Origin of the sequence: Lysinibacillus sp. NPDC058147 (genome assembly GCF_042884205.1) — a bacterium.
In the GTDB taxonomy this organism is placed as follows: Bacteria; Bacillota; Bacilli; order Bacillales_A; family Planococcaceae; genus Lysinibacillus.
Genome location: NZ_JBHVUJ010000006.1, coordinates 204325 through 229216 on the forward strand (window position 1 = coordinate 204325; position 24892 = coordinate 229216).

The window sequence follows — 24892 nt, forward strand, 5'->3', positions numbered from 1 at the left end:
AAACAATCAATGTTGTATCGTAAAAAAATGCGTTTTATAACTATAGTTTTTTCTTAGAGACTAGTTGATTTATATTTTAATTTACCTAAAATATTATTCACTTTAAAATAATTAAATTATTTGTAGCTCACGTAGAGCATAATCAATACCGTCTTCCGTTGATTTCTTCGTTACATAATTAGCGACATTTTTTAATGCTTTACTACCGTTGCCCATTGCAATACCAAAGCCAACCTGCTCTAGCATGTCGATATCATTATCTCCATCGCCAAAAGCAAGTGCTTCCTCAGAACTCAAGTCGAAATAATCTAGTACAGCTTGGACAGCAATAGATTTGGAAATATCATGTTGCAAAACATTTGTAATATACGGATGCCACCTCTTAAATAATAAATGAGGGAAATTTGTAATATACTTTTTCTCAATATCCTCATCGCCATATAAACACATTAAGTAAACCTCTTGCGTTGAAATATCTTCATTAATAACGGGAAACTCTTGCAAAGATAATGTTTCTCGCATGGCTTTTAATGTCTCTTGTTCTTGGACGTTATTCATCGATAATTGTTCTGTAAAAAACGACAGGCTTTGTTTATTGTCTTCAGCAAAAGCCTTAACTGCGTGGACAATTTCCTTTGCAATAGGAATTTTATGTATTACTTGATCTTGATACTTAACATGGGCACCATTAGCGGTAATAAACGTTTCTATGCCTATGTTTATTAAATCTTGACACATTGATAAAGGTCTTCCTGTAGCAGCAACAATATGAATTCCTTTGTTTTTTAATTGCTCAATAGCGATTTTTGTACTTTCTTCAATACGACCATCTTCATAATTAACAAGTGTTCCATCTACGTCAAAAAATACAATTTTATAATCCATCGTTCGCTCCCATCGTTTTACATAATTTTATTAGGTATATCGATTAGAGGAACCTCACCATAACATGGCCAACTTCGGGTAACACTTGAGGGACGATGATCTCCAAGAAGTCGCTCAGCCCTACCCCGATCACCCTGATATAAATATCATTTTCCACTATAGGCGAGTGTTGAGTGACTCCTCTTTGTTGCTTAATAATAATCCTATATTTCCCTAATCAATATACTTGTAATTTTACATTAAGAAACATTTTTATATCAAAATCATGAAATAGGCATTATAACCTACACACTCGATTTTATAATAAACACATCAATAATTATTTAAATTTGTACGTTATTTGACAAACTAAAACGAATGTATAACTTGCTTTAAACTACGCCGATAAACACTATTACGGGTATATATCAAAATTTCAAATAACTGAGAATGTAATGAACATTTTTACTTTAATAATTCTAAAGGAGTATACCAAAGAACATAGAATTGTTAAAATAAAAGGAAACTTAAATAAATATATTGAACGATACAGTCCAACATATAAATAGAACAAAAGAAATAAAAATTTTGAGATGTAAAGGAGTTGATTCTTATGGCATTTAACATTTACTACTATGAAAGTAATGTGGATTGCAAGTTTTGCAAAAAGCATTTTACCACATATAAAGTGCGCCCTAATCGATATAAAATTATCGAAGAACAAACAGACTTCATGCCAGTTTATGAAGGATTAAACCCGTTATTGTATGAGGTTGCCGTTTGTCCACATTGTGGCTATGCTTACCATAAATCTATGACAAGAACATACGGACCTTTCATGCTTCTTATTGATGAGCTGTACATAAAAGAGCTTCAAAAACCAATGGATATGTGCAAGGAACGTACAATCGATGATGCCATTGTAAGCTTTAAATTAGCTTATCTCGTATCAAGAGCATCAATGGAAGAGTCACTTCTTATGGCCAATTTCGCATTAAAAATAGCCTGGCTATATCGCTTAAAAAATGATCATGAATCGGAAATGCGCTACCTTTTTGCTGCAAGGGACTTTTACAGCAAATCTTTCGCATCCAATCAAGAGGGTGGCGAGAGAATTCAATTTTTACATGCAGAATTAAGTCTTCGACTCGGAGATATTGCTGAAGCGAAAAAAGGATTCTCTCGACTAATAGCAGATCGAAATGTTTCCAATAAATATCGTAAACTAGCACGAAATCGCTGGGAAAACTATAAATATGACGAGCAACCTAGCAACGCAAATGAAAGTATAGAAGAAGTCATCAATTGAAGTAAACGAGGAGTGTAATCAACATGCAGCTATTAACTAAAAGGATTGATGTGAGAGAAGAAGATATTTTTTCAGAACTACATCATTTTTTACTGAGAAAAAATAATCGCTATTTAACGAATGATGAAGTAGTTAAATTAACTGGGGTTTCATCTGAGCTACTCTATAAATGGGTAAAAGCAGGAAAATTAAAAAAATCGATTTTCCCTAATTTAGGCGCACCCTGTGAGCGCTGCGGACAAGTTACTCAGGCAAAAATCTGTGTTAGTTGCTCATCAACCATCGTTAACACTTTAAAACAAGAGGAAAAGGATCGTGCATGGTTCAATCAAATACAGCGGAATAATCCGAGAGCTAGCACGTATCACTATAAATAAAATAGTTAACATCTCTACAGTGTACTTACGCGATAGAGATGTTTTTTATCTGTCTCCACTCAAATAATCCAAAATAATGACACTAAACCAAATTTAAACAAAATTTAAACAAACTCCCCTTTTACTTTAAACTTCACTATCTATAATTGACCTTAACATATAGCGAAGGACTGATAGAAAGTGACAAAAGGTAAGAATCGTAAGGTTTTATTCTCATTAAGTATTGCGTTAGCAAGCTTTACAGCGTTTAGCGGAGTATCAAATGCATCGGCAGCAGTTCCAGCGATAGAAGAACGTGTAGCTTTGGAAAACAATTTAGAAATAAAGCAAGCTCGCACATCCAGTGAAACTCTTCAAGATTGGAAAAAGTGGGCAAACGACCATGCTTACAGCTTAACATCCATTCAACCCGAAGCAATTAGTCAACAAAACATTCCATCTACTAAATTTGAAGATTTAGAGATGCTAAAGCCTTTATTGCATGATAAGCGCATCGTTTTTTTAGGGGAAAGTTCACACGGCGCAGCAGAATTTAGCCTAGCGAAAACACGTTTAATTCAATTTTTACACCAAGAAATGGGCTACAATGTCCTAGCCTTTGAAAGTGGTATGGGGAATGCCATGAATGCTCAAGGACAAATTGATAAACAAACAGCGCAACAAACGATGAAGGATGCTATTTTTGGTGTATGGTGGTCAAAAGAAACACTGCCGTTATTTGAGTATGCTAAAAAAACACAGAATACAGATAAACCTTTAAAATTAGCAGGCTTTGATATTCAACAGCAAGGTGCATTTACAAACGGCAACTGGCTACAAAATAGTAAGCTTGCTAAACAGTTAAGTGAAATAGAGGAGCAACTTGTAGACTGGAGCCTTGGTAAGGATCTAAAAGGCTACCAAAAGGCGAAACCTAGTATTATCGAAGTGTATAAACTAGTAAAATCACAAGTACAGCTAAAAGAAAAAGAGTTAAAAGCGGCTTATCCGAGCGAACCTCATATTGTAAAGCTTATGGAACGTACTTTAGCTGACCGTATCCGTTTAGCAGACGAATATGTAGAACTATCAATCCAAGCAAATATTGAATTTGAACAAAATAAATATGATTCTTTTTTAAAGACAATGGAATGGCGTGACCAATCAATGATGGAAAACCTTCTTTGGTTAGCAGAGGAAATTTATCCAACTGAAAAATTTATCGTCTGGGCGCATAATGACCATATTCGTAAAGCACAATCCGAAGTAATGGGTTCTCCTTATCCGGTAAAATTGATGGGTGAACGTCTACCAGATATCTACAAGAAATATAGTTATGTACTTGGTCTTTATATGACTAGTGGGGAAACAGCAAACAATATGGGTGAACCTATGGCCGTTTTACCGACAGTAAAAGGATCAATCGAGGATATTGTTTCATCTTCAAATAAACCATACACATTTATCGACATGCGAAACCGTCAAAATGAGCGAGGAAACTCATGGATGTTTGAGCCACGTTTATCGTATAGCTGGGGAATGATTCAGGAAAGTCTTGTTCCACGAGATCAATATGATGGCCTTCTGCTGATTGATAAAGTAAGCAAACCACATTATATAAAATAAGAATATAAAAATAGCAAACTAGTTTTTCTTCTAGTTTGCTATTTTTCTTTTATATTTAATTATCCATCGGCATGTTATCCCATTCTTCACTTCGATACCCTATCATCCAGAACAAGCCTCTTCGCCTTTCCATGACGATGCTTTCATTCATCCCGGCAGGAGCCCGCTTGGTCTTTTATTCGACTATCTACACAAGCCCAATGGTAGCTGTAAATCTTATCAGCTACATCTAATATCTCTTCCTGATTACGCAGGACTAGACTTCAATTCGCTTTAAAACACTAGGATTTTACTTCCATTAAAGCTCAACATACATGCAAAATTACTTACCTTTACTAGTTCTTTTCTAATTGCTTTGAACTAAATAGTATGTTGTTGACAATTAAGACGGCTCACTCTATTATTATAAATACATTCGAATGTATCTATAAGGAGATATTTTATGGCCAGAAATAAATATCCAGAAATTACGAGAAAAAAAATTATTGAATCAGCTGTTAAATTATTCACTGTAAATGGTTGGGACAATGTAACAATTCAAGAGATTGTAGATGATGTGGGAGATATCACTCGAGGAGCTTTCTATCATCATTTTAAAACACGTGCTGATGTTATTGATGCCATTACAAAAGAAATGCTGACGGCAAATAATTATTTTAATGAAGTATCCGATTTAGAAAACTTAAATGCTTTAGAACGTTTAAGACAAGGAATTTCTTTTTCAATTTCTCAAAGTGTCAGAGAAGAAAACCTATCCACGATCCCTTTAAAAATGAATTCTGCTGAGTTTGTTTATAGTCGCATCACAGAAGGAATACAGGTTGTTGCGCCAGGCATTCAAAAAATTATTGAAGAAGGAAATCGAGACGGATCACTACAAATTGCTTTTCCGAAGCAAGCAGCTGAGACCTTCACAATGCTTTTTGACATTTGGATGAATCCAGAAATATTTCGTGTAAGCCGAGCTGAGTTTATTCAAAAACTCGAACATATTAGTTTACTGTTCGAAGGGATTGGAATGCCATTGGTAAATGATGAATTGAAGAACGTATTTTTAGCTTTATTTGATAGAGTTCACGAATAGTAGACTACTTTATGTAGTTTATTATTTTAATCTATTACATACATTTGTATGTATGTAATAGATTTCTTGTAATTCTACACCACTGAACAATTACATACATTCGCATGTACGTAAAAGGAGATATAATATGAAAACCTTAGAAGTTATATTTACGATTGTTTTATTATTATCAAGCTTTTTACTGACATTTAGACAGCGTGGGATAACTAAAATTAATATTTTTATGTTAGTTGTCAACTATATACTATTATTAGCTACAATTATTTCCATTGGTGCTAACTGGCGTATGACCCCTGCTTATATTGTTTCATTAGTATTGACACTGCAGGTTTTTGTAAAGCCTAAAAGCACGATTGTTTCAAAAAAATTAAGTATGAAAATTTTTAAACTTGTAGGTATTGCTGCAGCAGCATTTGGAATGTTCACCTTACCAAAGCTTTTTCCAATCATATCTTTTCCTGAACCTACAGGTGAATATTCAGTAGGAACCCAGGAATTTCACCTCATCGATAAGAATCGTAAAGAAATTGTCGTACCTAATCATCAGGTAAATCGAGAATTAATGATACAGGTTTATTATCCAGCTGAAAAAGGGACTGGACAGCCCGCCCCTTACTTTGAGCATATAGAGGCCTTAACACAACAATTAGCAACCACACAAGGTTTTCCGTATATCGCTACAACACATTTAGGATTGACGGAAACTCATTCTTATAAAGATGCAACGCCGATAAAGGCAAAAGGAAAATTCCCGCTTCTATTCTTTGCCCATGGAATGAGTTTATATAGTCGCCAAAACACCTTCCAATTAGAGGAGCTAGCAAGCCATGGCTATGTAGTGGTCGCTCTTAACTTTACAGGTGATGCGACAACAACTGTATTCCCAGATGGAGATCGTGTGGATTTTACACCAATTGAAAATACAATTACCTTCCTGAGTGATCGTATCAAGCTTTGGGAACAGGATACATCATTTGTTTTAGATGAGGTCATTAAAGGTGATTTTGATAAGAATTTTAAAGCAATTACAGCGTTAATTGATTATGACAATATTGGTATGCTTGGCCACTCTTTTGGTGGTGCGACTTCTGCACAAATGCTTGTAAAAGATGATCGCATTAAAGCGGCAATTGATATGGATGGTGGTTTATATGGTGACGGTATGCCAACAAATGGCCCAGAAAAGCCGTTTATGCTTTTAAATGCGGAGGCATCCATTAATTTTATGAAAGAAGCATATAGCCAACAACCAGGTAATCGAGATGAATTGTTTGTAGAATCCTATTTAAGAAATAAAACGATTGAAAAGCCTGGTGTTTACACAGCTATTATTCCAAAAACAAATCATGGAAGTTTTACAGATTTAGCAGCAGTTTCGCCAATTATTAATGAATCTGGCGCAGATGTGAATGCTATTTTTAAACTGATTAATGAATTGTCACTAGGCTTTTTTAATAAAAATTTAAAAGGAATCAATGACAATAAATTAGAAGAAATTCAGAAGGAACATCCTGATATAAACTTAACGTTGCACTAAAGCATATTGGAAATCCAGGGTTGTTGATAATTAACTTATCAACAACCCTTTTTAATTTCTATCATAATTTTCGTTACATAGTCCTCTTCACGATTTTTAATAACGGCGTCATAAATATATTCCTCATATACGTACTGCCCTAGTTCAAAATCTTTTTCTTGCATAACTTTAAATAATCGCTCGTAAGTTTCACCAAGCGTAGTAGAATCTCCTACATGATATCCAACAATAAAATCTCCTTCAATCGCCTCGAAATAAGGATGACCTTCTCGTGGGTGTGGTTGCTCTATATACAAATGACTATAATTATCATAGTTTCCGGCTAATACTTGCTCTCTTCTTGTAATTCCTCCAATGGGATAACCTGTGTCTAATTGAGAGCGATCTAATTCATCTATAAAATCTGAAACAGCCTTCGTAAACTGCTCTTCCGTCGAATTCTCGATGTTTTTACTTAAATACAACGTTGCCTCTGGAAGATGTTCAATCGTAATGCTACCAAAATCAAGATTTAAGGCTTCTTTTGTTAAATCGATTTTTACATCAATAATGCTTTCAATCATCTCTAACTCTCGCCGTTTTTTCGCTACAATTTCCTTTTGCTGATACATTAAGTCCAAGAAATTTTCAGGTGATTTTTCTGCCATATATTTTTGAATATCCTTTAAAGACATACCAACCGCCTTTAATAGCTCTATCACACTAAAAAATTCATATTGTACAATAGAATAATAACGATAGTCTTTATTATCTTTCATAATTGGGGATAATAAACCGATTTGATCGTAGTAAATTAGCGTTTGTTTATTGACCTTACAAATTTTAGCGAACTCACCAGTTGTAAAATATTTTACATTTTTATTAAACATTTTTAAGTTTCCCTCCTTGACTATATAGTTACTATATACATTAAATTGTAGCTATTCACAAGCAAGTATGCATCCGGAATCAGTTTTGTGCTTTGGCCTTCAATGTTTTTTGTGCGAAAGCGCAGCGCAAAATTAGCGACAGCAACAACATGAGGGTCAACACGATGTGGTCATTTTGGTAATGCCACAAGACGTGGCGTACATCCTAATGAACCCCTTTCCGATTTCCGTGACATTCGCTGAAAGAAATTATAAATAGAAAGGTTTTGACATTATGTTCACGGAAATTCGTGACATTACAGCTTTAAACAAAGAAGAAATATTGGCATTACGTATCGCAGATAATCAGCAGAATTTTATTGAAAGTACAGAACAATGCTTAGCCGAGGCAGAAACAGATAAACGCTTTATTCCTGTTGGATTGTTTAGGGAAGATATTGCAGTCGGCTTCGCTATGTATGGTGTGTTCCCGCATAAGGGCACTACACAACGCGTTTGGTTAGATCGTTATCTCATTGATGAGCGTTTTCAGCACAAAGGATTAGGAAAGTACTTTTTACAGCAGCTTATTAATTATTTAGTAGGCAAATACAGCTGTCAAAATATATATTTAAGCGTTTATGACAACAATATAGTAGCTATTGAGCTATATAAGAAATTTGGTTTCGTCTTTAACGGTGAGCTAGATGACAAAGGTGAAAAGGTGATGGTAAAGGAGGTACATGCTCATGACCACCATTAATCCAATTGAAACAAAACCACTAAAGCCCTTGTTTTTATCATACTTATTTCCGGCTATGATTGGTATGTTGCTGATGTCCGTCAATATTTTAGTGGATGGTATTTTCGTTAGTCACGGAGTTGGACCAACCGCTTTAGCAGGAGTAAATATCGCTGTACCGATTTTCTCAATTTTACTATCTATTTCCCTTTGGATTGGTATGGGTGGGGCAACATTATTTTCAATTTCTCTCGGTGAGGGCAATAAAAAACGGGCGCACCAACTCTTTACATTAGCATTTACAACAATGATCGTTGTCGTTATGGCATTGATTCTAATACTTTTGGTAAATTTAAAGGAAATCTCCTATATATTCGGGGCGAGTGATGTTACCTTTCCTTATGTCAAAGAGTACCTACATGTTATTTTGATTTTCGGTGTGTTCTATACAATCGAAAACTTACTAAGCATTTTTATACGAAATGATGGTAATCCAAAGCTTGCGATGCTTGGCTTAGTCACTACATCTGTGTTGAACATTATTTTAAACTACATCTTTATTTTCGTGCTCCATTACGGTGTAACTGGCTGTGCCCTAGCTACAGCACTCTCCACAATAATCGGTATGTCGGTGCTTTGCCTACATTTCTCCCGAAAGCAATCCGAATTAAAATTTGTGCGTAAATTTTTCAGCCTATCTGATTTAAAGAAAATATTTACTATTGGGCTACCAAGCTTTATCGTTGAAGCCTCCGTTGCTGTTATGGTTATTTTATATAATGTAACATTTTTACACTATTTGGGCTCAGATGGAGTAACCGCCTACGCAATGATTAACTATATTCACACTGTACTATTAACAGTGTTCCTTGGTATCGGCATGGCCCTACAGCCCCTAGTTAGTTATCACCACGGTGCGAGATTAATAGAGCGATTAACAGCGTTATTGAAAATCGGTATAGCCACTGCATTTATTATGGGTTTAATTACTGTCATAATTGCTACGTTATTCCCTTCTCAGCTAATAGCATTGTTCGGTGATAGTACGTTTGAAATTCGCAATATGGCAACACAAGGCTTCGTACACTTTGCCATTGGATATGTATTCCTTGGAGTGAACATGGTATTTGCGGAATTCTTCCAATCCATTGAAAAAATACGTCTTGCAACAACCATTATGTTACTTCGCAGTATTATATTATTTATCCCTGCTCTCGTATTATTGCCTAAATTCCTTGGCCCACAAGCTATCTGGTGGACATTCCCTGTTGCAGAAGGTATTACGGCATTGCTAATTTTTATATTTATGAAGAAGAAAACACATACAATTTCTTAAGAAGCAAGTTCCTTAAAAGCACAATAAATCAAGTTAACCCCCTTTCATTTCACTAATCGAAAGGGGGTTAGCTGTTTAATTTCTATCTTTCATAAGTCCAACCGTCTTTATCTCAATCAAGCTTATTATTCAATTAAATATTTGATGACAACTATTCTTCTTACTAAAACTCCTCTTCCCTAAATAAAAGAAATAACTACCTAATAGGGATATGAAGGCCATAAATAAAAACATAGTTGTTCCTCCATACACTGACAGCAAGATACCGCCAAACCAAGGACCAACAAAATTTCCAAACTCACCTAAGCTTTGAGCTCCATAGTAAGTACCCCTTAAGTTTGGTGGTGTAATTTCATCGACCTGAGAATATTCAGCTGGAATGACAAGTATCTCACCTAGAGTAAATACTAGCATGGAGATGATGAACGGTATCCAACTAGTTGAAAATGCAAACCCTATCTCTCCTAAAGCAAATAACACACATCCAAATGCTATTCTTTGTACAAATGTAAAACGCTCTGACCATCTAGTTAACGGAATTTGAAGTATTAGTACAGTAAAACCGTTAATACTCATCAATGCAGCAAATAATTTTATCCCATCTATAATATTTGCCTGTAAATATTGAGAAAGTGTTACTGACATTTGACCATGCACAGTAGTTAATAATGTTCCACCTATAATAAATAAAAGTAAAGGTACATCACTACGCAGTGTATTCCATAATAGTGTCATATTGATGCTTTCTCCGGATACAGGTGAATCGTCATGATCTTTAACAGCTCTAAGCATAAAATATAAAACAGCTCCATAGATAACATACACAGAAGAAGTTAATACAAATGCTATCGTACTACCGCCTATACCTAAAAATGCGCCTAACATAGGCCCTACAGCAAACCCAATGTTCAATGCTAAATAACGATTAGCAAACATTTTATATCTTTTACTATCTGGTGTTAAATCGGCCATTAGTGCCTTTGAAACGGTGCCAAAGAAAGCTTGAGCCAGTCCCCTAAGAATACTAAAAAACATTAAGCCAATAATATTTGTAGTAGTAATAAAACCAAAAAAAGCAATGCTTAACCCTATTAAAGATAGTAACATTAACTTCTTTCTACCAATAAAATCTGAAAGGACTCCCCCAATTAGTCCACAAAAAGTTCCTGCTAAAGGACCTATACCAATAATAAATCCTATAGTCGCAAAATCTAAGTTTGCTGACTGACTTAAAAAAATAGCTAGAAAAGGCATACTCATTGAACTTGTTAAGGTAATTAGTATAGTGCCAAAAATTAATGTATGTACAATCGGATGATATTCCTTTATATAAGTCTGAATTCTACTCATTGCACAACCCCTTTGTTTTTTAAATTAATCAACCAAATGATTTTGAATTCTAGCGAAACTTAGTCTCCAGTTTTTCTCAATTTCATCAAGTACTAAAGATAAATCTTTTTGTTTGATCGCCTCTATAATCCGCTCATGCTCTTCACAAGAAAAATGAACATCCTCTACTAAATCAAAATAAAATAGCTCAACACGTTTGAGTTTTTGTTTAACATTTACAAGTATTCGCTTCAATTCCTTATTTGGAGAAATATCGATAAAAACCAAGTGGAACTCATTATCACGCTCCACCGCATTCAATTGATTTCCTTCTGTAATTGCTTTTTTAAGCTCTAGATTAATAGTCTCCATCATTTGAAGGTGCTCGTCCTCAATATTTTCAAACGCCTGTTCCATAGCCAATTGCTCAAGAGTCCGGCCAATAGAATAGAGATGTAATACTTCATTGGAATCAATTGGAGAAACCGTAGTGGAACGATTAGGTTTGGTCTGTACAAACCCTTCATCCTCTAACCGTAATAACGCTTCTCTTATAGGTGTTCGACTAACGCCTAATTGCTCCGCTAATTCTTTGTCTCGCAATTGTTGATTAGGCTGTAAAGTCCCGTCAACAATCCAATCCCTTATAATCATATATGCTTCTTCACGTACAAATGTCCGCTTGAGTTTTTTCTTAGAATCTAATTGTTCCACTACTCATTACCTCCATGGAAAATCTATACAACACTACTGATATGTAATATATCACATATCAGTAGTGTTTTCTTTAATTTTTTACAGAAAAGAGTAGCAACCTATTTATTGTAATTTAGCAAATAAAAGCAAAAATCCAGCACTAACAAATCAGTGCTGGCAATTTATCTATATTTTCTAATGGCTCTTTTTTAATTCCATATATTCATCACGTAGAATACTCATAATTATTTCATCAGAATACTTACCGTTCATATATAAAGATTGCCTTAAAGTTCCTTCCTTTTTGAAGCCTACCTTTTCGTACGATTTGATTCCCCGAATATTATGAGAGAAAACTTGTAACTCTAGGCGATTAAGCTGAAGCTCCTCAAACGTAAATTTTTGAACAAGCTGAACCGCTTCAGTCCCATATCCCTTTCCGCAATCTTCTGTACTATGTAAAGCTATGCGAAATATTGCCTTTTTATTGTCTAAGTCTATTTCCATAATGGCTAAATCACCGATAACTTTGCTATTTTCTACTAAACAAATAGCAAAATCATGGCGTGTGGAATCTTCGTTAAATAGAATCAAAGCCTCACTAATCTTATCCTTCGTTAAAATGTTACGTGTACCCGTCATATACATGATTTCTTCATTTTGAAAACACTTGTAGACACTATCTGCATCGTTTTCAGTAATTGGTCTTAAAAATACACTTTGTCCCGTAATCATAAAAAAGCCCTCCCTTTAACTATATTGAACAAGATTTCAAGTAGAAAGAATATGCCTAGTTCAATTAAGAATCGTTCTAGACATATGAAAAGCACTAACATATCAACTGCTAGTGCTTTAAAAATTACTTTGTATATATAATTTTTTTAATCGTTTCTACCGCTAAATGATACTCCGCAGATAATTGTTCAATGGAAACTCCATGAGTAAATGCTTCTTTTATAGACTTATTCCTATCCTTAATATATTTCTTTGTGCCTGAACTGGCACCCCACTCTAAATAAGTGTTTTCTGTTTTAGGAATATAAATCATTTCACCTTGAACATATTTTTGGATTTCTAATAAAAGCTCTTTTGGTAAGATAACTGAAGCCTTCTTATAAGCCATTTATGCCAACCCCTCATTTTTATTTTGAAATTAATAAAATAAGGTAGCAAAGCTAATTTTATAAGAAATACTTCGAGGCAAATAATCAATTATGCCTCGGCATAATTGCGTCCGGAATCGGCTTTGTGCTTAGGCCTGCGTGATGCAGGTCAGTTAGCCGTTATCGCATGGATGCGATGGTTTTAGGCTAACATCCCCTAAGAACTCCTTTCCGATTCCATGACATCCGCCGGAGGCTTTGGGCCAACATGATGTTGGTCACTCAGTCGTTGCCACAGGACGTGGTGTTCTTAGACTGAGTTCCTTTATTTCAGCAATGTTTTCTGTAACGAAAGTGAAACGGCAGTTACAAATGTCTTTGCTGAAATAATTTGAAATTCACCCCATGCAAAGTATTGCCATATTAAAATTAGGCTTTGCATGGGCTGCTTCCAAATCTAGCAACTGAACATAATTACTCACTTCTCTCCCCCCTAACTTGTCAACATACTCATATTACACCTTACCATATGTAAATATTCCCAACTAAGAAAAAACAAAAAGGAATCATACACACTTGATTCCTTTTTGAACGAACTTTATTTAAATTATTTATCCTCTTGTATTTCCATCGCCTGTTGCCGATCATCCTCTGAGGACGTAACTCCGAGAATATCGAGAAGGAACATGAATAATGGAATACCAATAATTAATCCCCATACACCAAGAAAATGCTCTGAGAAGAGAATGACCATGAATGTATAGAAAATTGGAAGATTTGTCTTAGCAGACATTAGTTTCGGATTTAAGAAGTATGCCTCCACAGCATGTAGTACCATAACGATCATCAAGATATAGACAATGTACATCGGACCACCGATACTGTATGCGATTATAGTTAGAGGAATCAAGGACATGATGACCCCTGCAACTGGCACCAATCCCAGTATAAAGAGCATGATCCCCAGCGCAATTAAATGCGGGAAGCCCATAATGTATAAAGCAATAACAGATAAAACACAGTTGATAGCGGAAATAATGAACTGCGCCTCAATAACTTTACCGAACGAACGAACGAATATCTTTGAGAAATAGTGTAATTCATCGTAAAGATGGCTCATTTTGCTATCTTTAAATTTCGCTGTAAATTCTATAATACGTTTCTTCTCAAGTAAAATAAACAAGCTCAAAATTAGTGCGATGAATATATGCAAAATGATTTTACCAATATTCGTAAGATTCTTTAGTGTAATGTCTACACCTTGTTCTAAATATTTACCAAGTTCAATCTTGTCAAAGGTTGGAGCTAAATACCTTGCAATCTCGTTATCATTTGGGTTGAGACTAAAGCTAGCAATAAGATCAAAGAGCTGTGTAATTTGTTGGGTTACGACAGGCAAATACTTGTAGATAATTGCAACAATACCTGCAACAAGTAAAAGATAGAGGATAACTGTCACAGTTTTCTCGCCCACCCGTACGTACTTTCTAATCTCTTTTGTTGTTTTCGTGGTAAGCTGGTTCATCAAGTAAGTAATAATGAACGTGAGAAGAATAAGATTGATCATACTTCGCATCATGTATAGTGCAATAGCGATCCCAGCTAGGATTAAAAAACGTTTAAATCCATGGCTTCGAAAGAAATTACTCATGTATTCACTCCTTCTACAAAACGGCTTCGCGGCCTTTACTGCTTGGGTGTCGCTATCAAATGAACAAAAACAATTAATAAATTGATGTAAAACATTACGTATCATCCTTATGTAAACGCCCCCTTCATTGGATTATTATTCCCACCAATACCTAGAATAAGACTTAAATGCTTGCGCTTTATAAGTCTCATAAGAAATTAATGAATCCAAGGAGCGAAAAGAATAGTATGCCTTATCAAATTAATATCAATATTTTTGAAAGCCTATCAGCGTTAAAAGCCTTAATTCTATGAGTCTATTATAACCCTTTGAACACCATGATAGCCAATGTAAGTTCTTTTATGATAGTACTAAAATTAGATTTTTTATCTTTAGGTTTAGTATGATATTCTTATAAAAATTTCAAACTAAAATTATATAGAAAGGATTGATTATATGAAAGTTTCAAGAAACCCGAAGGGCATTCATCAACCAGTTGCTCCTTATGTACATCAAATTGAAGTGACAGGACCACAGAGATGGTTAACACTATCTGGACAAATAGGAATGGAAGAAGACAGGACTATACCTGAAGAGCCATTAGCTCAAATGAAATTGGCATTAGAAAATATCAGGAAGAATCTTGAAAGTGCGAATATGGACATTCAAGACTTAACGAAGATAGCCCTTTATTTGGTTGGGGAAATTAATGTAGACCAAAGAAAACAGATAATAAATGAATTTCTTGGTGATCACCTTCCGTGTATGACATTGATATACGTAGTTGCGCTTGCAGCTCCTTCTCTAAAGGTTGAGATTGATGCCTGGGCTTGTAAGGAAATGTAAACTTATAATATGTTTAAATTAACAAGGGTGTGCGTCTAAATTTGTATTAAATTTTGTGATAAAAACGAGGACCGGGACATAAGTATATTTTCAAAATGAAATTTTATATTAGAAAAGTGCGAGAAATCAACGTTTTCAAAATTGATTTCTCGCACTTTTTAAAGTTTTGACGACTAGTTTTGTCCAGCCTCTTCATCTCATTTATAAATTTTCATTTTTAGAGCCTATTTTAGCATGCTTGTATCCATAGCCTATATAAATTACTAAACCTATCGCTAACCAAATTAAAAAGCGCACTATAGTAAATAACGGCAGACTAAAAATTAATACAATACATCCTCCCACACCTACAGTTGCTACAAGCCATAGCGCAGGTACTTTGAATACACGTGGTTGATCTGGTCGTGTATAGCGAAGAACAACGACACTAACTGTTGTTAAAGCAAAAGCAGTTAAACCGCCGATATTAGCAAATTCCGCTAATTCTCCAATCGATAAAAATCCTGATAAGAGAATACCTGTTACAACAACAATTAAAGTTGATAATACAGGTACTCCTGTCTTTTTATTTGTTTGTGCAATACGTTCTGGTAGAAGTCCATCACGGCTCATTGCAAACAGCACTCGTGTCGCACTTGTTGTATTTGCAATCATCGTAGCAAGCAATCCAAAAATAACTGATACTGCGATGATAGCACCTCCCCATTGAATACCAACAGATTCTAATGCATATACTGTAGGATTTGGAACATCCAACTCAAGGGATGGTACAATACCTGTTAATACTAGTGCAACAAATGCATAAATAAGCGTTAGTATACTTAGACCACCAATTAAAGCTTTTGGTATTGTTTTTTGAGGATTTTTTACTTCCTCCAGAACAGTTGTTACACCGTCAAATCCAGTAAAGGCAAAGAACACTAATGCCGCTCCGGCCATTACACCTTTCCAGCCGAATGGTGTAAATGGTGTCCAGTTTATAGGGTCAACGTGAAAAGCTCCAATAGCAAGGAATAAAATAATCGCGCCAACCTTTGCAGCTGTAAATAGCATATTTGATCGGCCCACATTTTTAATTCCGCTTAGTGCAATCCAAGCTACAATAAGCCAACCAGCCACTGCAGGTAGATTCACAATTCCCCCATGAGCAATATCCTTTGTTAAAACTCCTGGTAAGTGGATACCGACAGATTGTAGAAACGAATCGACGTAGCCACTCCAGCCAACTGCGACTGTACTAGAAATAACGATAAATTCCAATAATAAATCCCAACCGATTATCCAAGCAATCATTTCACCTAACGCGATATAAGAATAGGTATAAGCGCTCCCGGCGACAGGTGCCATCGCTGCAAATTCCACATAGGCTAATCCAACTGCAATTGTTACAAGACCCCCAATTAAGAAAGAAACAACGACACCTGGACCTGCATGTAGAGCAGCTGTAGTTCCTGGCAATACAAAAATTCCAGCTCCTATTGTAGCCCCTAGTACATAAAGCAATAATTGTAACGATCCTAGTTCACGCTTTAGTTTAAAACGTTCAACTTCAGTTATTTTATTGGCTTGTTCGATTGACTTTCTTCGTAAAAAATTCGCCATAATAACCACTCCACTTTCAAAAAGAAAATTAATTTCATTTTTATGTATTTTTATCAATAAACAGTATATTATCCGTATTTTCGAATTGAGTCAACAATTTGATTATTATAACAATTTACCTTTTTACTAGAAAACGAGTTAATAGTTCACTTATATTACGTTGCTGAATGAAGAAGCTAAACTTCACAGTTGTGCAAGTCCAATTCCTCAATTAGTGCCATAATCAGCATTACTTGCCTGATAAGTCCTTTCTCTCGGTCTCTCCTAATGCAATAGTTGTTATTGATTCCTGCAATTTATGTCATTCGACCTTTTAAGGATTAATCTATTTCCCGTTTATCGTAAAATAAGAGAAATAAATTCTTTACTAGCATAATGACTTTTGTTTATTTATCATTGTTAGATATAAGTGATCCAATCAGGAGGTGTAATCATTTGGAAGAAAAAAAATATTCAATAGGTGAAACAGCTAAAATGATAGGATCCACGATAAAGACAGTCCGTTACTATGACGAAATTGGATTACTGAAACCTACAAGTTATACTGAGGGTGGACATCGATTGTACACAGCTGAAGATATATGGCGCCTTGAAATGATTACAAACCTGCGTTATCTGGATTTCGGAATTGATGAAATAAGCAAAATGATATCTGAAGAAATATCAGTTGATAAAACACTTGATTGGCAGATCGAATCGATGGAGACACAGGTTACTACGCTTATGGATATGATATCGATTCTTCGTCAAGCAAAGGAACATGACGGGGATTCATTGCAGTATATTCATAACTTAGTAAACGAACGAACAATAAATGCCAAACATAAAAAACAATTTATCGATAAAAAACTGAAGGAATGCCAATTATTAATTGGCATTCCTAAAGAGTGGAAAGATTCGCTTTTTTATTATTTTGATAAATATATTATTAATCAAGTGAAAGGCTCCGCCAAACAAACAGCTACTTGGCATGAATTACAGGAGCTCATAAATGATCCTCAGTTTATAAAAGACTTGAAAAATACTGAATTTCTGTACTTTAATATTGTTCATCAGTCAAAATATAATGCTACAACATTGGTCAGAAAGCTTGAGAACATCCATGATCGATTGAATAAGGCGCTGAAGCAAAAATTGCCTGCCAACAGTCCGATTGTACAGACCATTATCGACGACACTGCTAGGCTGTATGCGAACTCACACCAATTGGACAATAAAGAAGATTACTTCCGCTACTTTACAGAATATATTCAATTAACCAAAACCAAACGACTCGAACGATGCGAAACGTTATGTGCTATTCTAAGCCCACAATATTACCAACTCTCAAAAGCCAATCAATTACTTTTTCAAGGAATAGAATGGCGGCTTGAACATATGGAAGAATCATAAAACGAATAATCGAGGGCTAAACACCCTCAACTATTCGTTTTGGTAGTCAACCTTTCAGTAACGTAAACTCTGGATGATCGCCTATATTTTGCTCCAATAGTTTGAATGGCTGTTGCTTCAAATAATGATCGAAAAAATCAAATGAATAATCGTTAATTAATCGGTATGCCTTATGGATGTCGACCCCTTCCATCCGTTCATAAAGCGGTGAAAACAGGTATAAATCGGAGAAGCCCATATGCTTCATATCTTTAATTTTCATCCAATAGTTTCCCCCCACAGTTACATACTCGTACCGTGGCAAAGTTTCCTTTACAAACTCGATGAGCTCCTTACCATCCGTTTCCTTCGCCTCTCTGATTGTGTCATCGGCACTCATCATCATAAACGGCTTCTTCAGCCCATCCACAGGAACTCGGAGTTTTCCATATAAAACACCGTCCATATTAAGAGCTGCTTTTATTCTTGAATCTGTCATTAGCATTTGGGTGCTTGTTGCTCCACCAAAGGAATGACCAAACATACCCACATTCCCCATATCCATTCGACCTGTAAAACGGTTTTCAGGATCATTCTGGGCCAACTGCTCCACTTGATCCAGCACAAATTTAGCATCTTCTACCCAACCTTCATTTGCTTTATCTAAATATGCAATTGATTCAGTTTTTTGCGGCACGTAATTTGCTACACGACCATCAGAAAAGACTGAAGTCGTGCTACTGTAAGTATGATCCATACCTACCACGATATAGCCTTGGCTGACTAATTGCTCAATTTGAAAAGTGTTCTGATTTTTATGTCCACTAAAACCATGAGAGAACAGGAGCACCGGATAGGTTGTTTCCTGATTAGAAATCTCAGCGTTCTCAATAGCATGTGTTTTGACATAACCAAAATTTGCAAATAAAAACTTCGGTAAATTCAGGATTTTACTATATCCCTCTGCAAAAACATCAGAATCGGAAATATAAGGAGCCGTATTACCTTTAGCAGTCGTATCAGCAGGATACCAGATTTGTACCATTAATTCGCGTTTGTCATCAGGCTCCGGTGTAAGAGTCTCTTCCCTTTGAGTATCCACCCAATCGTAGGTGACTGTTCCAATTTTGTACGGACCCACTGGCTTTTCAAAAGTAAATACCGGAAGCACGATAGGCAGACTAACTGCTACAGCAGAATAAACTACAGCTAATGTTGAATTAAGAACAACGCGTGATCTGCACATATTTGATTGTTGTTCTTTTTGATCTTTTGAGTTAAAAAAGTGCCTTTTCACAGCAACAACGATAAAAAATAATGTCATTAAATAGGTCGGAATCATTTGCCAACGTATACCTTCTATGATCCCATGAACAAGCAGAAATAGAATAGACATACCACCACCTATCAGCACCCCTTGCCGTGACTTGTTTCTACCAAAGACTAACCAACCTAGCAAAACAATATTAAAGATGATATAAAACAATTCAATAGACCTCATAATGAAAAACCTCCTTGTTTTTTTGATCTTGCTGATTCAAATCAAAGTATATTACCTCCAGTAAGAGGAGAATCAACACTTCATACAAAAAAACACTGACATTTTTTATAATTGTCCACTACTTTGCAAATTTGAGATCGTTTATATTTGAAGATTGAGAAGTTATAAAAGATTACCGTTATAATAGTAAGAATGGTTACTATGAGTATTTCATGTCTTTGTATAGGCTATAATAAGTTATTTGAGAAGTTAGGAGAGGAAAAATGGATTCCTATGAGGTATCGACATTAAAAAAGGGTCTTTTGATTTTAGATGTATTACGTCAAAAGCATTCTCTTACATTAACTGAAATTATGGAAGAACTATCAATGAATAAGACATCCGTTTTTCGCATGCTTTATACGCTAGAAAAAATGAATTATGTAATTAAATATAATAAGTATTATCAATTAAATCCGCATATCTTTAGGGATGAGCACTTATATTGGCACAAAGATATCCAATGGACGTCTCTCGCGGCGCCATATAAATTGGCCCGCCAAGAAGAAATAACTACTTACATTGGTATTTTGGAAGATTGTGAGATGGTGATAAAAAATGTGATTAGGGAGCCTTTTGAACAGCCTGCTTATCATACAATCGATACTCGGACACCTATGCATTCAAGCGCACTCGGAAAAGTAGTATTAGCTCATCTGTCACCTATAAAACAACGTGAACTATTAAATAGTATTGAACTTAACACATTTACAACCAAAACCTTCTATGATTATGGTCTATTGATTCCTCATTTACAGGTCATTAAAGCACAAGGGTATGCTGTTGATAATGAAGAAACGAATTTAGGCAAAATTTGTATCGCAGTTCCGATTTATGTGAATGAAGAAGTCATCGGGGCAATTGCTTTGCACGGTTCGACGAATCAAATTAAGAAAACAGCCATTCGGTCATTTGTAAAAAAATTAGAAGATGCAAGTCAGCAATTAACGGAGGAGATTCATTATCTTTTAGCATAATGTTAAGGTCTTAGAGAATTTTTCATTCGGTCATTATTTGCAATTAAAAAGCATTTGTTTCTATATATGAAACTCTAACGATGTGTGTTGGTAAAATATTTTTTTTACTCTATTCTGTTTACAGAACAACGAGGAGGTAGGAATATGAAATTTCATACATTAAAAAAAACTAATATCAAGATTTCCGAAATTGGTCTCGGGACAAATGCCGTAGGTGGACATAACTTATTTGAAAACTTAAATGAACAAGATGGGAAGGAGCTAGTCTCAGCTGCACTTGACTTAGGGATAACTTTTATTGATACAGCAGACATTTATGGAAAAGGGCGTTCAGAAGAAATTGTTGGCGAAGTATTAAAAAATTACTCCCAGGAAGATTTTGTTTTAGCTACAAAGGGCGGCAGACATTGGTTTGAGGATGGTTCAGTAAAAACAAATAATAATCCGCAATATTTACGAAGTGCACTTGAAAATAGCTTAAATCGTCTACAGATGGATCATGTAGACCTTTACTATTTACACTTCCCAGACAACAAGACCCCTCTTGCAGAGTCGATTGGCGAATTATCACGCTTAAAAGAAGAAGGAAAAATCCGAGCAATAGGCATTTCAAACGTTACATTAGATCAACTTATAGAAGCTAATGTGCACAATGATATTTCAGTGTTACAATCTCCGTACAATATGTTGAACCGTTCAGCAGAGCAAGATTTATTGCCTTATTGTGTAAAAAATGATATTTCATTTATTCCATACGGTCCACTTGCATATGGTCTACTTGGTGGCAAGTATACAAAAGACTTTAAATTAAGCACTGGAGACTGGCGAATTTCGGATCCTTTATTCCAAGGTGAATTATTTGAACAAACATTATTAAAAGTAGATGGATTAAAAGGACTTGCAGAGGAAAAACAAACGACATTACCAAATCTAGCGCTTGCTTGGTTATTAGCTCAAGATGGTATTGATGCAGTTATCCCAGGCGGAAAACATAAAAACCAAGTGGCTACCAATGTGAAAGCAACAGATATCCTATTAACTAAAGAAGATTTAGTGAATATAGGAAGAATTTTAGAATAAAGTAAAAAATGCGAAAATGTTGTTATATCAACATTTTCGCATTTTTTTATTGAGGACGTTCTAAAGCAAAGATTTCTCCAATTTTTGAGTAATTTGAGCCAGCTAGTCTGCTAACTGCTTTTAATTTCCTTGGGTCAATACGACCTTCATTATAAATGACTTCATCTATATGAAATTGTACAACCTCACCAATGAACAAATCACCTGTCTGTTCGTCACCATTCATCAAAGGAATCGATTGTACTAAACGGCATTCCATTCGAACTTTCGCCTCTTGAATACCTGGTACAGATATCAGTTGGCTATCGATTAATTTAAATTGTGCGCGATCAATTTCACTTTCAGTTACAGGTAATGAAGCTGCCGTTTCATTCACCTGTTTAACATTATCCTCATCTACAATATGCACAACAAATTGTTGCTGATGATGAATATGTCGAGCGGTATCTTTTAAGCGCCCCTGTGGTCTTTGAATAGCCAGAGAAATCATCGGTGGATTCGATGATACAATATTAAAGAAACTAAAAGGTGCGCCATTGATGACTCCTTGCTCTGACTTTGTCGTAACAAAAGCAATTGGTCTTGGAATAATACTGCCAATTAATAATTTATAGTTTTCACGCTCAGTATTTTTTGTAGGATCAATCGATATCAAACGACTCATCCTCCTTAATCAAGCACACGCACTTCAATCGGAATTAATGTTCTTTCTAATTGTTCACGATGCTGTTCGTATTGAGCTGGTAACATTAATTGGCTACCCATTGTTTCAGGTGTTTCATCATGAGCGAATCCAGGTGGATCTGTCGCAATTTCAAATAAAATCTCACCAGGTTCACGGAAATAAATCGCATTAAAATAATTACGATCTTTCACTTCGGTTACATGTTGTCCATGATTCATTACATACTCTTGCCATTCTAGGTGATCCGCATTATCCTGAGCTCTCCAGGCAATATGATGAACTGTTCCGACGCCCATTTGACCACGCATACCTGGCACAACTTTTAAATCTACTGTATTGCCAATATCTGCGCTGGATTTGTAACGAGTATACTCGCCTTCCGTTGCTACTTTCTCAAGCCCCATGACTTCAGTTAAAACTTTTGCTGTTTCTTCAGGATGACTTGAATACAGTGTTGCACCGCCAAATCCTTTAATCGCAACCTCAGGAGTTACTTCACCAAATGTCCAATCATTTAGTTCCCCTTCTGCACGTGCAACTAATTCAATATGAAGTCCATGTGGATCATCAAATTTTATTACTTGTTCACCAAAGCGTTCTACTTTTTGGAATGGTATAGAGAATTTTGCAAGGCGATTAACCCAAAAAGATAGCGCTCCCTCTGGTACAACATAAGTAGTTACACCAACTTGACCATCACCAATGCGACCTTGATAAGCATTTGCCCATGGGAAAAATGTAATAATTGTACCCGGTTTACCACCTTTGTTACCAAAGTAAAGATGATATGTGCCTGGGTCATCGAAGTTTACTGTTTGTTTAACTAAACGTAAGCCTAAAACACCAGCGTAAAAATCAATATTTTCTTGTGGATGACCTACAATGGCTGTGATATGGTGAATACCCGCAGTATGTTTTTTCATGTTAACAATCCCTTTCATGATAAATGTATTTTTCACCTTTACTTTACCCAATACCGTTCTACCTCAATCTTTGAACATTATTAACGAATTGTATATAAAGCTTTTGACCAAGGGATTAATTGGTCTAGCATTTGGTTCACTGAATCTGATTGCACTGCTTTTGGTTTAAAGTCAGTACCATTTTCAAAGTCTGTGAATAGTGACAATGCTGGATGTACACGTACATCTGCAATTAATAGCTCACCCATAATACCACGTAAATGTTCAGCTGCTCGTGCACCACCTACAGAACCATAAGAAACAATACCTGCAGCTTTGTTATTCCATTCTTCACGTAAATAATCTAGAGCATTTTTTAGAGCACCTGTAATAGAGTGATTGTACTCTTGAACGATAAATACAAATCCATCCTGTTTTGCAACGATTTCTGACCAAGCTTGAGCACCTGAAGCGTCTTGCCCTGGTTCACCTAGTAAAGGTAATTTATAATCAGCAATATCAATAATTGTATAATTAGCATCTCCTCGTTGATCTGCGATTTCTTTTACCCATTGTGCTACTTGTGGACTTACACGACCTTCACGTGTTGATCCGATAATAATTCCGATATTTAATTCTGCCATTGTTTTTTCCTCCTCTTTTTTTGAAGCAAATAATTTATTTAAAAAACCCATTACGATTACCTCCTTATGATGAAAAGTAAAACTTTTCTATATGGATTAAAAGGTTCGAATTCATTTATCTTGAATTTATTTATCTTGAATTCGAGATAATAATAACATGATAGTTTAATTTACGTCAACAAGTTTGTTTAATATTTTTAAAAAAGCAAAGATGTTATCGTAGCAACATCTCCGCTTCAGCTTGTAAACAAAAGGATAAATATCAAATAATGCGTATCAAAAAACAAAGGTTATTTTCATCTAAGACAAACCTCACCATAACGAGATGGTTCCGACGCTCCTAATAAAATGAATGTTAGGGTCTCATGATTAACACCATAAAAGAGATAACTACAGTTGAGCAATGTTATGATAACAACATCTCTGCCTTTAACTCCCTAGCATTCTCATAAACCCGTGATTTCAGATAGCTATATTGAATATCGTTCGTATCTTGAAAAGCCTCTTCCCTGTTTGATTGAACATTCTGATATTCGAGGTTGTACGAAAACTGTTCTTGTGAAAAATCCTTTCTTTCCCCATTGAGAATATTATAAAAATGCCAGCCTTCATCAAGCCACGTTTTATATATTTTGCCTCCGAGAATATCATTTACAACTAATGCAGTGGCTCCGCATTGCCCTTTTGCAGGATTATCTAAAGCCCGTTTTGAGCTAGATTGAACGGACCAGGATTTTTTTATAGCTTTTAACAGATCATTTTCTGTATACATTCCTCAACGTCCT

General features: G+C 35.4%; 24 protein-coding genes and 1 pseudogene. 11 read left to right on the forward strand and 14 right to left on the reverse strand.

The features are described 5' to 3' along the window. Positions 1–111 precede the first annotated feature (111 nt). Positions 112–885: a Cof-type HAD-IIB family hydrolase gene (locus ACFVT8_RS18240; RefSeq protein WP_387084558.1), complete on the reverse strand. Its 774-nt coding sequence runs from the start codon at positions 883–885 to the stop codon at positions 112–114. 592 nt (positions 886–1477) lie between these two features. Here ACFVT8_RS18240 and ACFVT8_RS18245 point away from each other — a divergent pair. The 3 genes from ACFVT8_RS18245 (at position 1478) to ACFVT8_RS18255 (ending at position 4155) form a co-directional block, all read left to right on the forward strand. Then, a complete protein-coding gene (locus ACFVT8_RS18245; RefSeq protein ID WP_387084560.1) occupies positions 1478–2173 on the forward strand; it encodes a DUF2225 domain-containing protein in 696 nt (231 codons plus the stop codon). 23 nt (positions 2174–2196) lie between these two features. Next, positions 2197–2550 (forward strand): hypothetical protein, encoded by a 354-nt coding sequence (locus ACFVT8_RS18250; protein ID WP_387084562.1) that lies wholly within the window; start codon positions 2197–2199, stop codon positions 2548–2550. A gap of 180 nt (positions 2551–2730) precedes the next feature. Beyond that, complete coding sequence (locus ACFVT8_RS18255) at positions 2731–4155, forward strand: erythromycin esterase family protein (RefSeq protein WP_387084564.1); 1425 nt, start codon at positions 2731–2733, stop codon at positions 4153–4155. Positions 4156–4210: 55 nt separating this feature from the next. On the opposite strand, the pseudogene ACFVT8_RS18260 reads toward ACFVT8_RS18255, so the two are convergent. Then, positions 4211–4409, reverse strand: a pseudogene (locus ACFVT8_RS18260) (DUF4272 domain-containing protein); the annotation flags it as partial. 188 nt (positions 4410–4597) lie between these two features. Here ACFVT8_RS18260 and ACFVT8_RS18265 point away from each other — a divergent pair. After that, on the forward strand, positions 4598–5239 hold the full coding sequence (locus tag ACFVT8_RS18265; RefSeq protein ID WP_387084566.1) for a TetR/AcrR family transcriptional regulator: 642 nt from the start codon (positions 4598–4600) through the stop codon (positions 5237–5239). A gap of 127 nt (positions 5240–5366) precedes the next feature. Then, entirely contained in the window at positions 5367–6776 is a 1410-nt protein-coding gene (locus ACFVT8_RS18270) for an alpha/beta hydrolase family protein (protein WP_387084568.1), read from the forward strand. Between the two features lie 38 nt (positions 6777–6814). Here ACFVT8_RS18270 and ACFVT8_RS18275 read toward each other — a convergent pair whose 3' ends face one another. Then, positions 6815–7645 (reverse strand): MerR family transcriptional regulator, encoded by an 831-nt coding sequence (locus ACFVT8_RS18275; protein ID WP_387084569.1) that lies wholly within the window; start codon positions 7643–7645, stop codon positions 6815–6817. 274 nt (positions 7646–7919) lie between these two features. Between ACFVT8_RS18275 and ACFVT8_RS18280 the strand changes: the two genes are divergently transcribed. Then, the gene (locus ACFVT8_RS18280) at positions 7920–8387 is read left to right on the forward strand and encodes a GNAT family N-acetyltransferase (protein ID WP_387084571.1); all 468 of its coding nucleotides are present in this window, start codon (positions 7920–7922) and stop codon (positions 8385–8387) included. After that, a complete protein-coding gene (locus ACFVT8_RS18285; RefSeq protein ID WP_387084574.1) occupies positions 8374–9702 on the forward strand; it encodes an MATE family efflux transporter in 1329 nt (442 codons plus the stop codon). The genes ACFVT8_RS18280 and ACFVT8_RS18285 overlap by 14 nt, the downstream gene beginning before the upstream one ends. A gap of 129 nt (positions 9703–9831) precedes the next feature. Here the strand turns inward: ACFVT8_RS18285 and ACFVT8_RS18290 are convergent, their stop codons facing one another. From ACFVT8_RS18290 to ACFVT8_RS18310, 5 genes are all read right to left on the reverse strand, one after another. Then, on the reverse strand, positions 9832–11052 hold the full coding sequence (locus ACFVT8_RS18290; RefSeq protein ID WP_387084576.1) for an MDR family MFS transporter: 1221 nt from the start codon (positions 11050–11052) through the stop codon (positions 9832–9834). Between the two features lie 24 nt (positions 11053–11076). Continuing rightward, the gene (locus tag ACFVT8_RS18295) at positions 11077–11745 is read right to left on the reverse strand and encodes a GntR family transcriptional regulator (protein WP_387084577.1); all 669 of its coding nucleotides are present in this window, start codon (positions 11743–11745) and stop codon (positions 11077–11079) included. A gap of 177 nt (positions 11746–11922) precedes the next feature. Next, positions 11923–12462, reverse strand: coding sequence for a GNAT family N-acetyltransferase (locus ACFVT8_RS18300; RefSeq protein ID WP_387084579.1), 540 nt, complete (start codon positions 12460–12462; stop codon positions 11923–11925). Positions 12463–12586: 124 nt separating this feature from the next. Then, entirely contained in the window at positions 12587–12850 is a 264-nt protein-coding gene (locus ACFVT8_RS18305) for a CD3324 family protein (RefSeq protein ID WP_387084581.1), read from the reverse strand. 587 nt (positions 12851–13437) lie between these two features. Beyond that, entirely contained in the window at positions 13438–14481 is a 1044-nt protein-coding gene (locus ACFVT8_RS18310; RefSeq protein ID WP_387084583.1) for an AI-2E family transporter, read from the reverse strand. A 435-nt stretch (positions 14482–14916) separates the two neighbouring features. Between ACFVT8_RS18310 and ACFVT8_RS18315 the strand changes: the two genes are divergently transcribed. Next, positions 14917–15306, forward strand: a complete 390-nt coding sequence (locus ACFVT8_RS18315) for a RidA family protein (protein ID WP_387084585.1) — start codon at positions 14917–14919, stop codon at positions 15304–15306. Positions 15307–15507: 201 nt separating this feature from the next. Here ACFVT8_RS18315 and ACFVT8_RS18320 read toward each other — a convergent pair whose 3' ends face one another. After that, positions 15508–16908, reverse strand: coding sequence for an amino acid permease (locus ACFVT8_RS18320; protein WP_387084587.1), 1401 nt, complete (start codon positions 16906–16908; stop codon positions 15508–15510). Positions 16909–17343: 435 nt separating this feature from the next. Here ACFVT8_RS18320 and ACFVT8_RS18325 point away from each other — a divergent pair, with 435 nt between their 5' ends. Beyond that, positions 17344–18300, forward strand: coding sequence for a MerR family transcriptional regulator (locus ACFVT8_RS18325; RefSeq protein ID WP_387084589.1), 957 nt, complete (start codon positions 17344–17346; stop codon positions 18298–18300). 46 nt (positions 18301–18346) lie between these two features. Here ACFVT8_RS18325 and ACFVT8_RS18330 read toward each other — a convergent pair whose 3' ends face one another. Then, on the reverse strand, positions 18347–19780 hold the full coding sequence (locus ACFVT8_RS18330; RefSeq protein ID WP_387084591.1) for an alpha/beta hydrolase family protein: 1434 nt from the start codon (positions 19778–19780) through the stop codon (positions 18347–18349). 263 nt (positions 19781–20043) lie between these two features. On the opposite strand from ACFVT8_RS18330, the gene ACFVT8_RS18335 reads away from it, so the two are divergent. Together ACFVT8_RS18335 and ACFVT8_RS18340 are read left to right on the forward strand one after the other, a co-directional pair. After that, positions 20044–20796 (forward strand): IclR family transcriptional regulator, encoded by a 753-nt coding sequence (locus tag ACFVT8_RS18335; protein ID WP_387084593.1) that lies wholly within the window; start codon positions 20044–20046, stop codon positions 20794–20796. Positions 20797–20940: 144 nt separating this feature from the next. After that, positions 20941–21876, forward strand: a complete 936-nt coding sequence (locus tag ACFVT8_RS18340) for an aldo/keto reductase (RefSeq protein ID WP_387084595.1) — start codon at positions 20941–20943, stop codon at positions 21874–21876. A 46-nt stretch (positions 21877–21922) separates the two neighbouring features. Here the strand turns inward: ACFVT8_RS18340 and ACFVT8_RS18345 are convergent, their stop codons facing one another. The 4 genes from ACFVT8_RS18345 to ACFVT8_RS18360 form a co-directional block, all read right to left on the reverse strand. Continuing rightward, a complete protein-coding gene (locus ACFVT8_RS18345) occupies positions 21923–22531 on the reverse strand; it encodes a flavin reductase family protein (protein WP_387084597.1) in 609 nt (202 codons plus the stop codon). 14 nt (positions 22532–22545) lie between these two features. After that, positions 22546–23484, reverse strand: coding sequence for a ring-cleaving dioxygenase (locus ACFVT8_RS18350; RefSeq protein ID WP_387084599.1), 939 nt, complete (start codon positions 23482–23484; stop codon positions 22546–22548). An 80-nt stretch (positions 23485–23564) separates the two neighbouring features. Then, the gene (locus tag ACFVT8_RS18355) at positions 23565–24158 is read right to left on the reverse strand and encodes an NADPH-dependent FMN reductase (protein ID WP_387084601.1); all 594 of its coding nucleotides are present in this window, start codon (positions 24156–24158) and stop codon (positions 23565–23567) included. Between the two features lie 355 nt (positions 24159–24513). Further along, entirely contained in the window at positions 24514–24879 is a 366-nt protein-coding gene (locus ACFVT8_RS18360) for a YunG family protein (RefSeq protein ID WP_387084603.1), read from the reverse strand. Positions 24880–24892 lie beyond the last annotated feature (13 nt).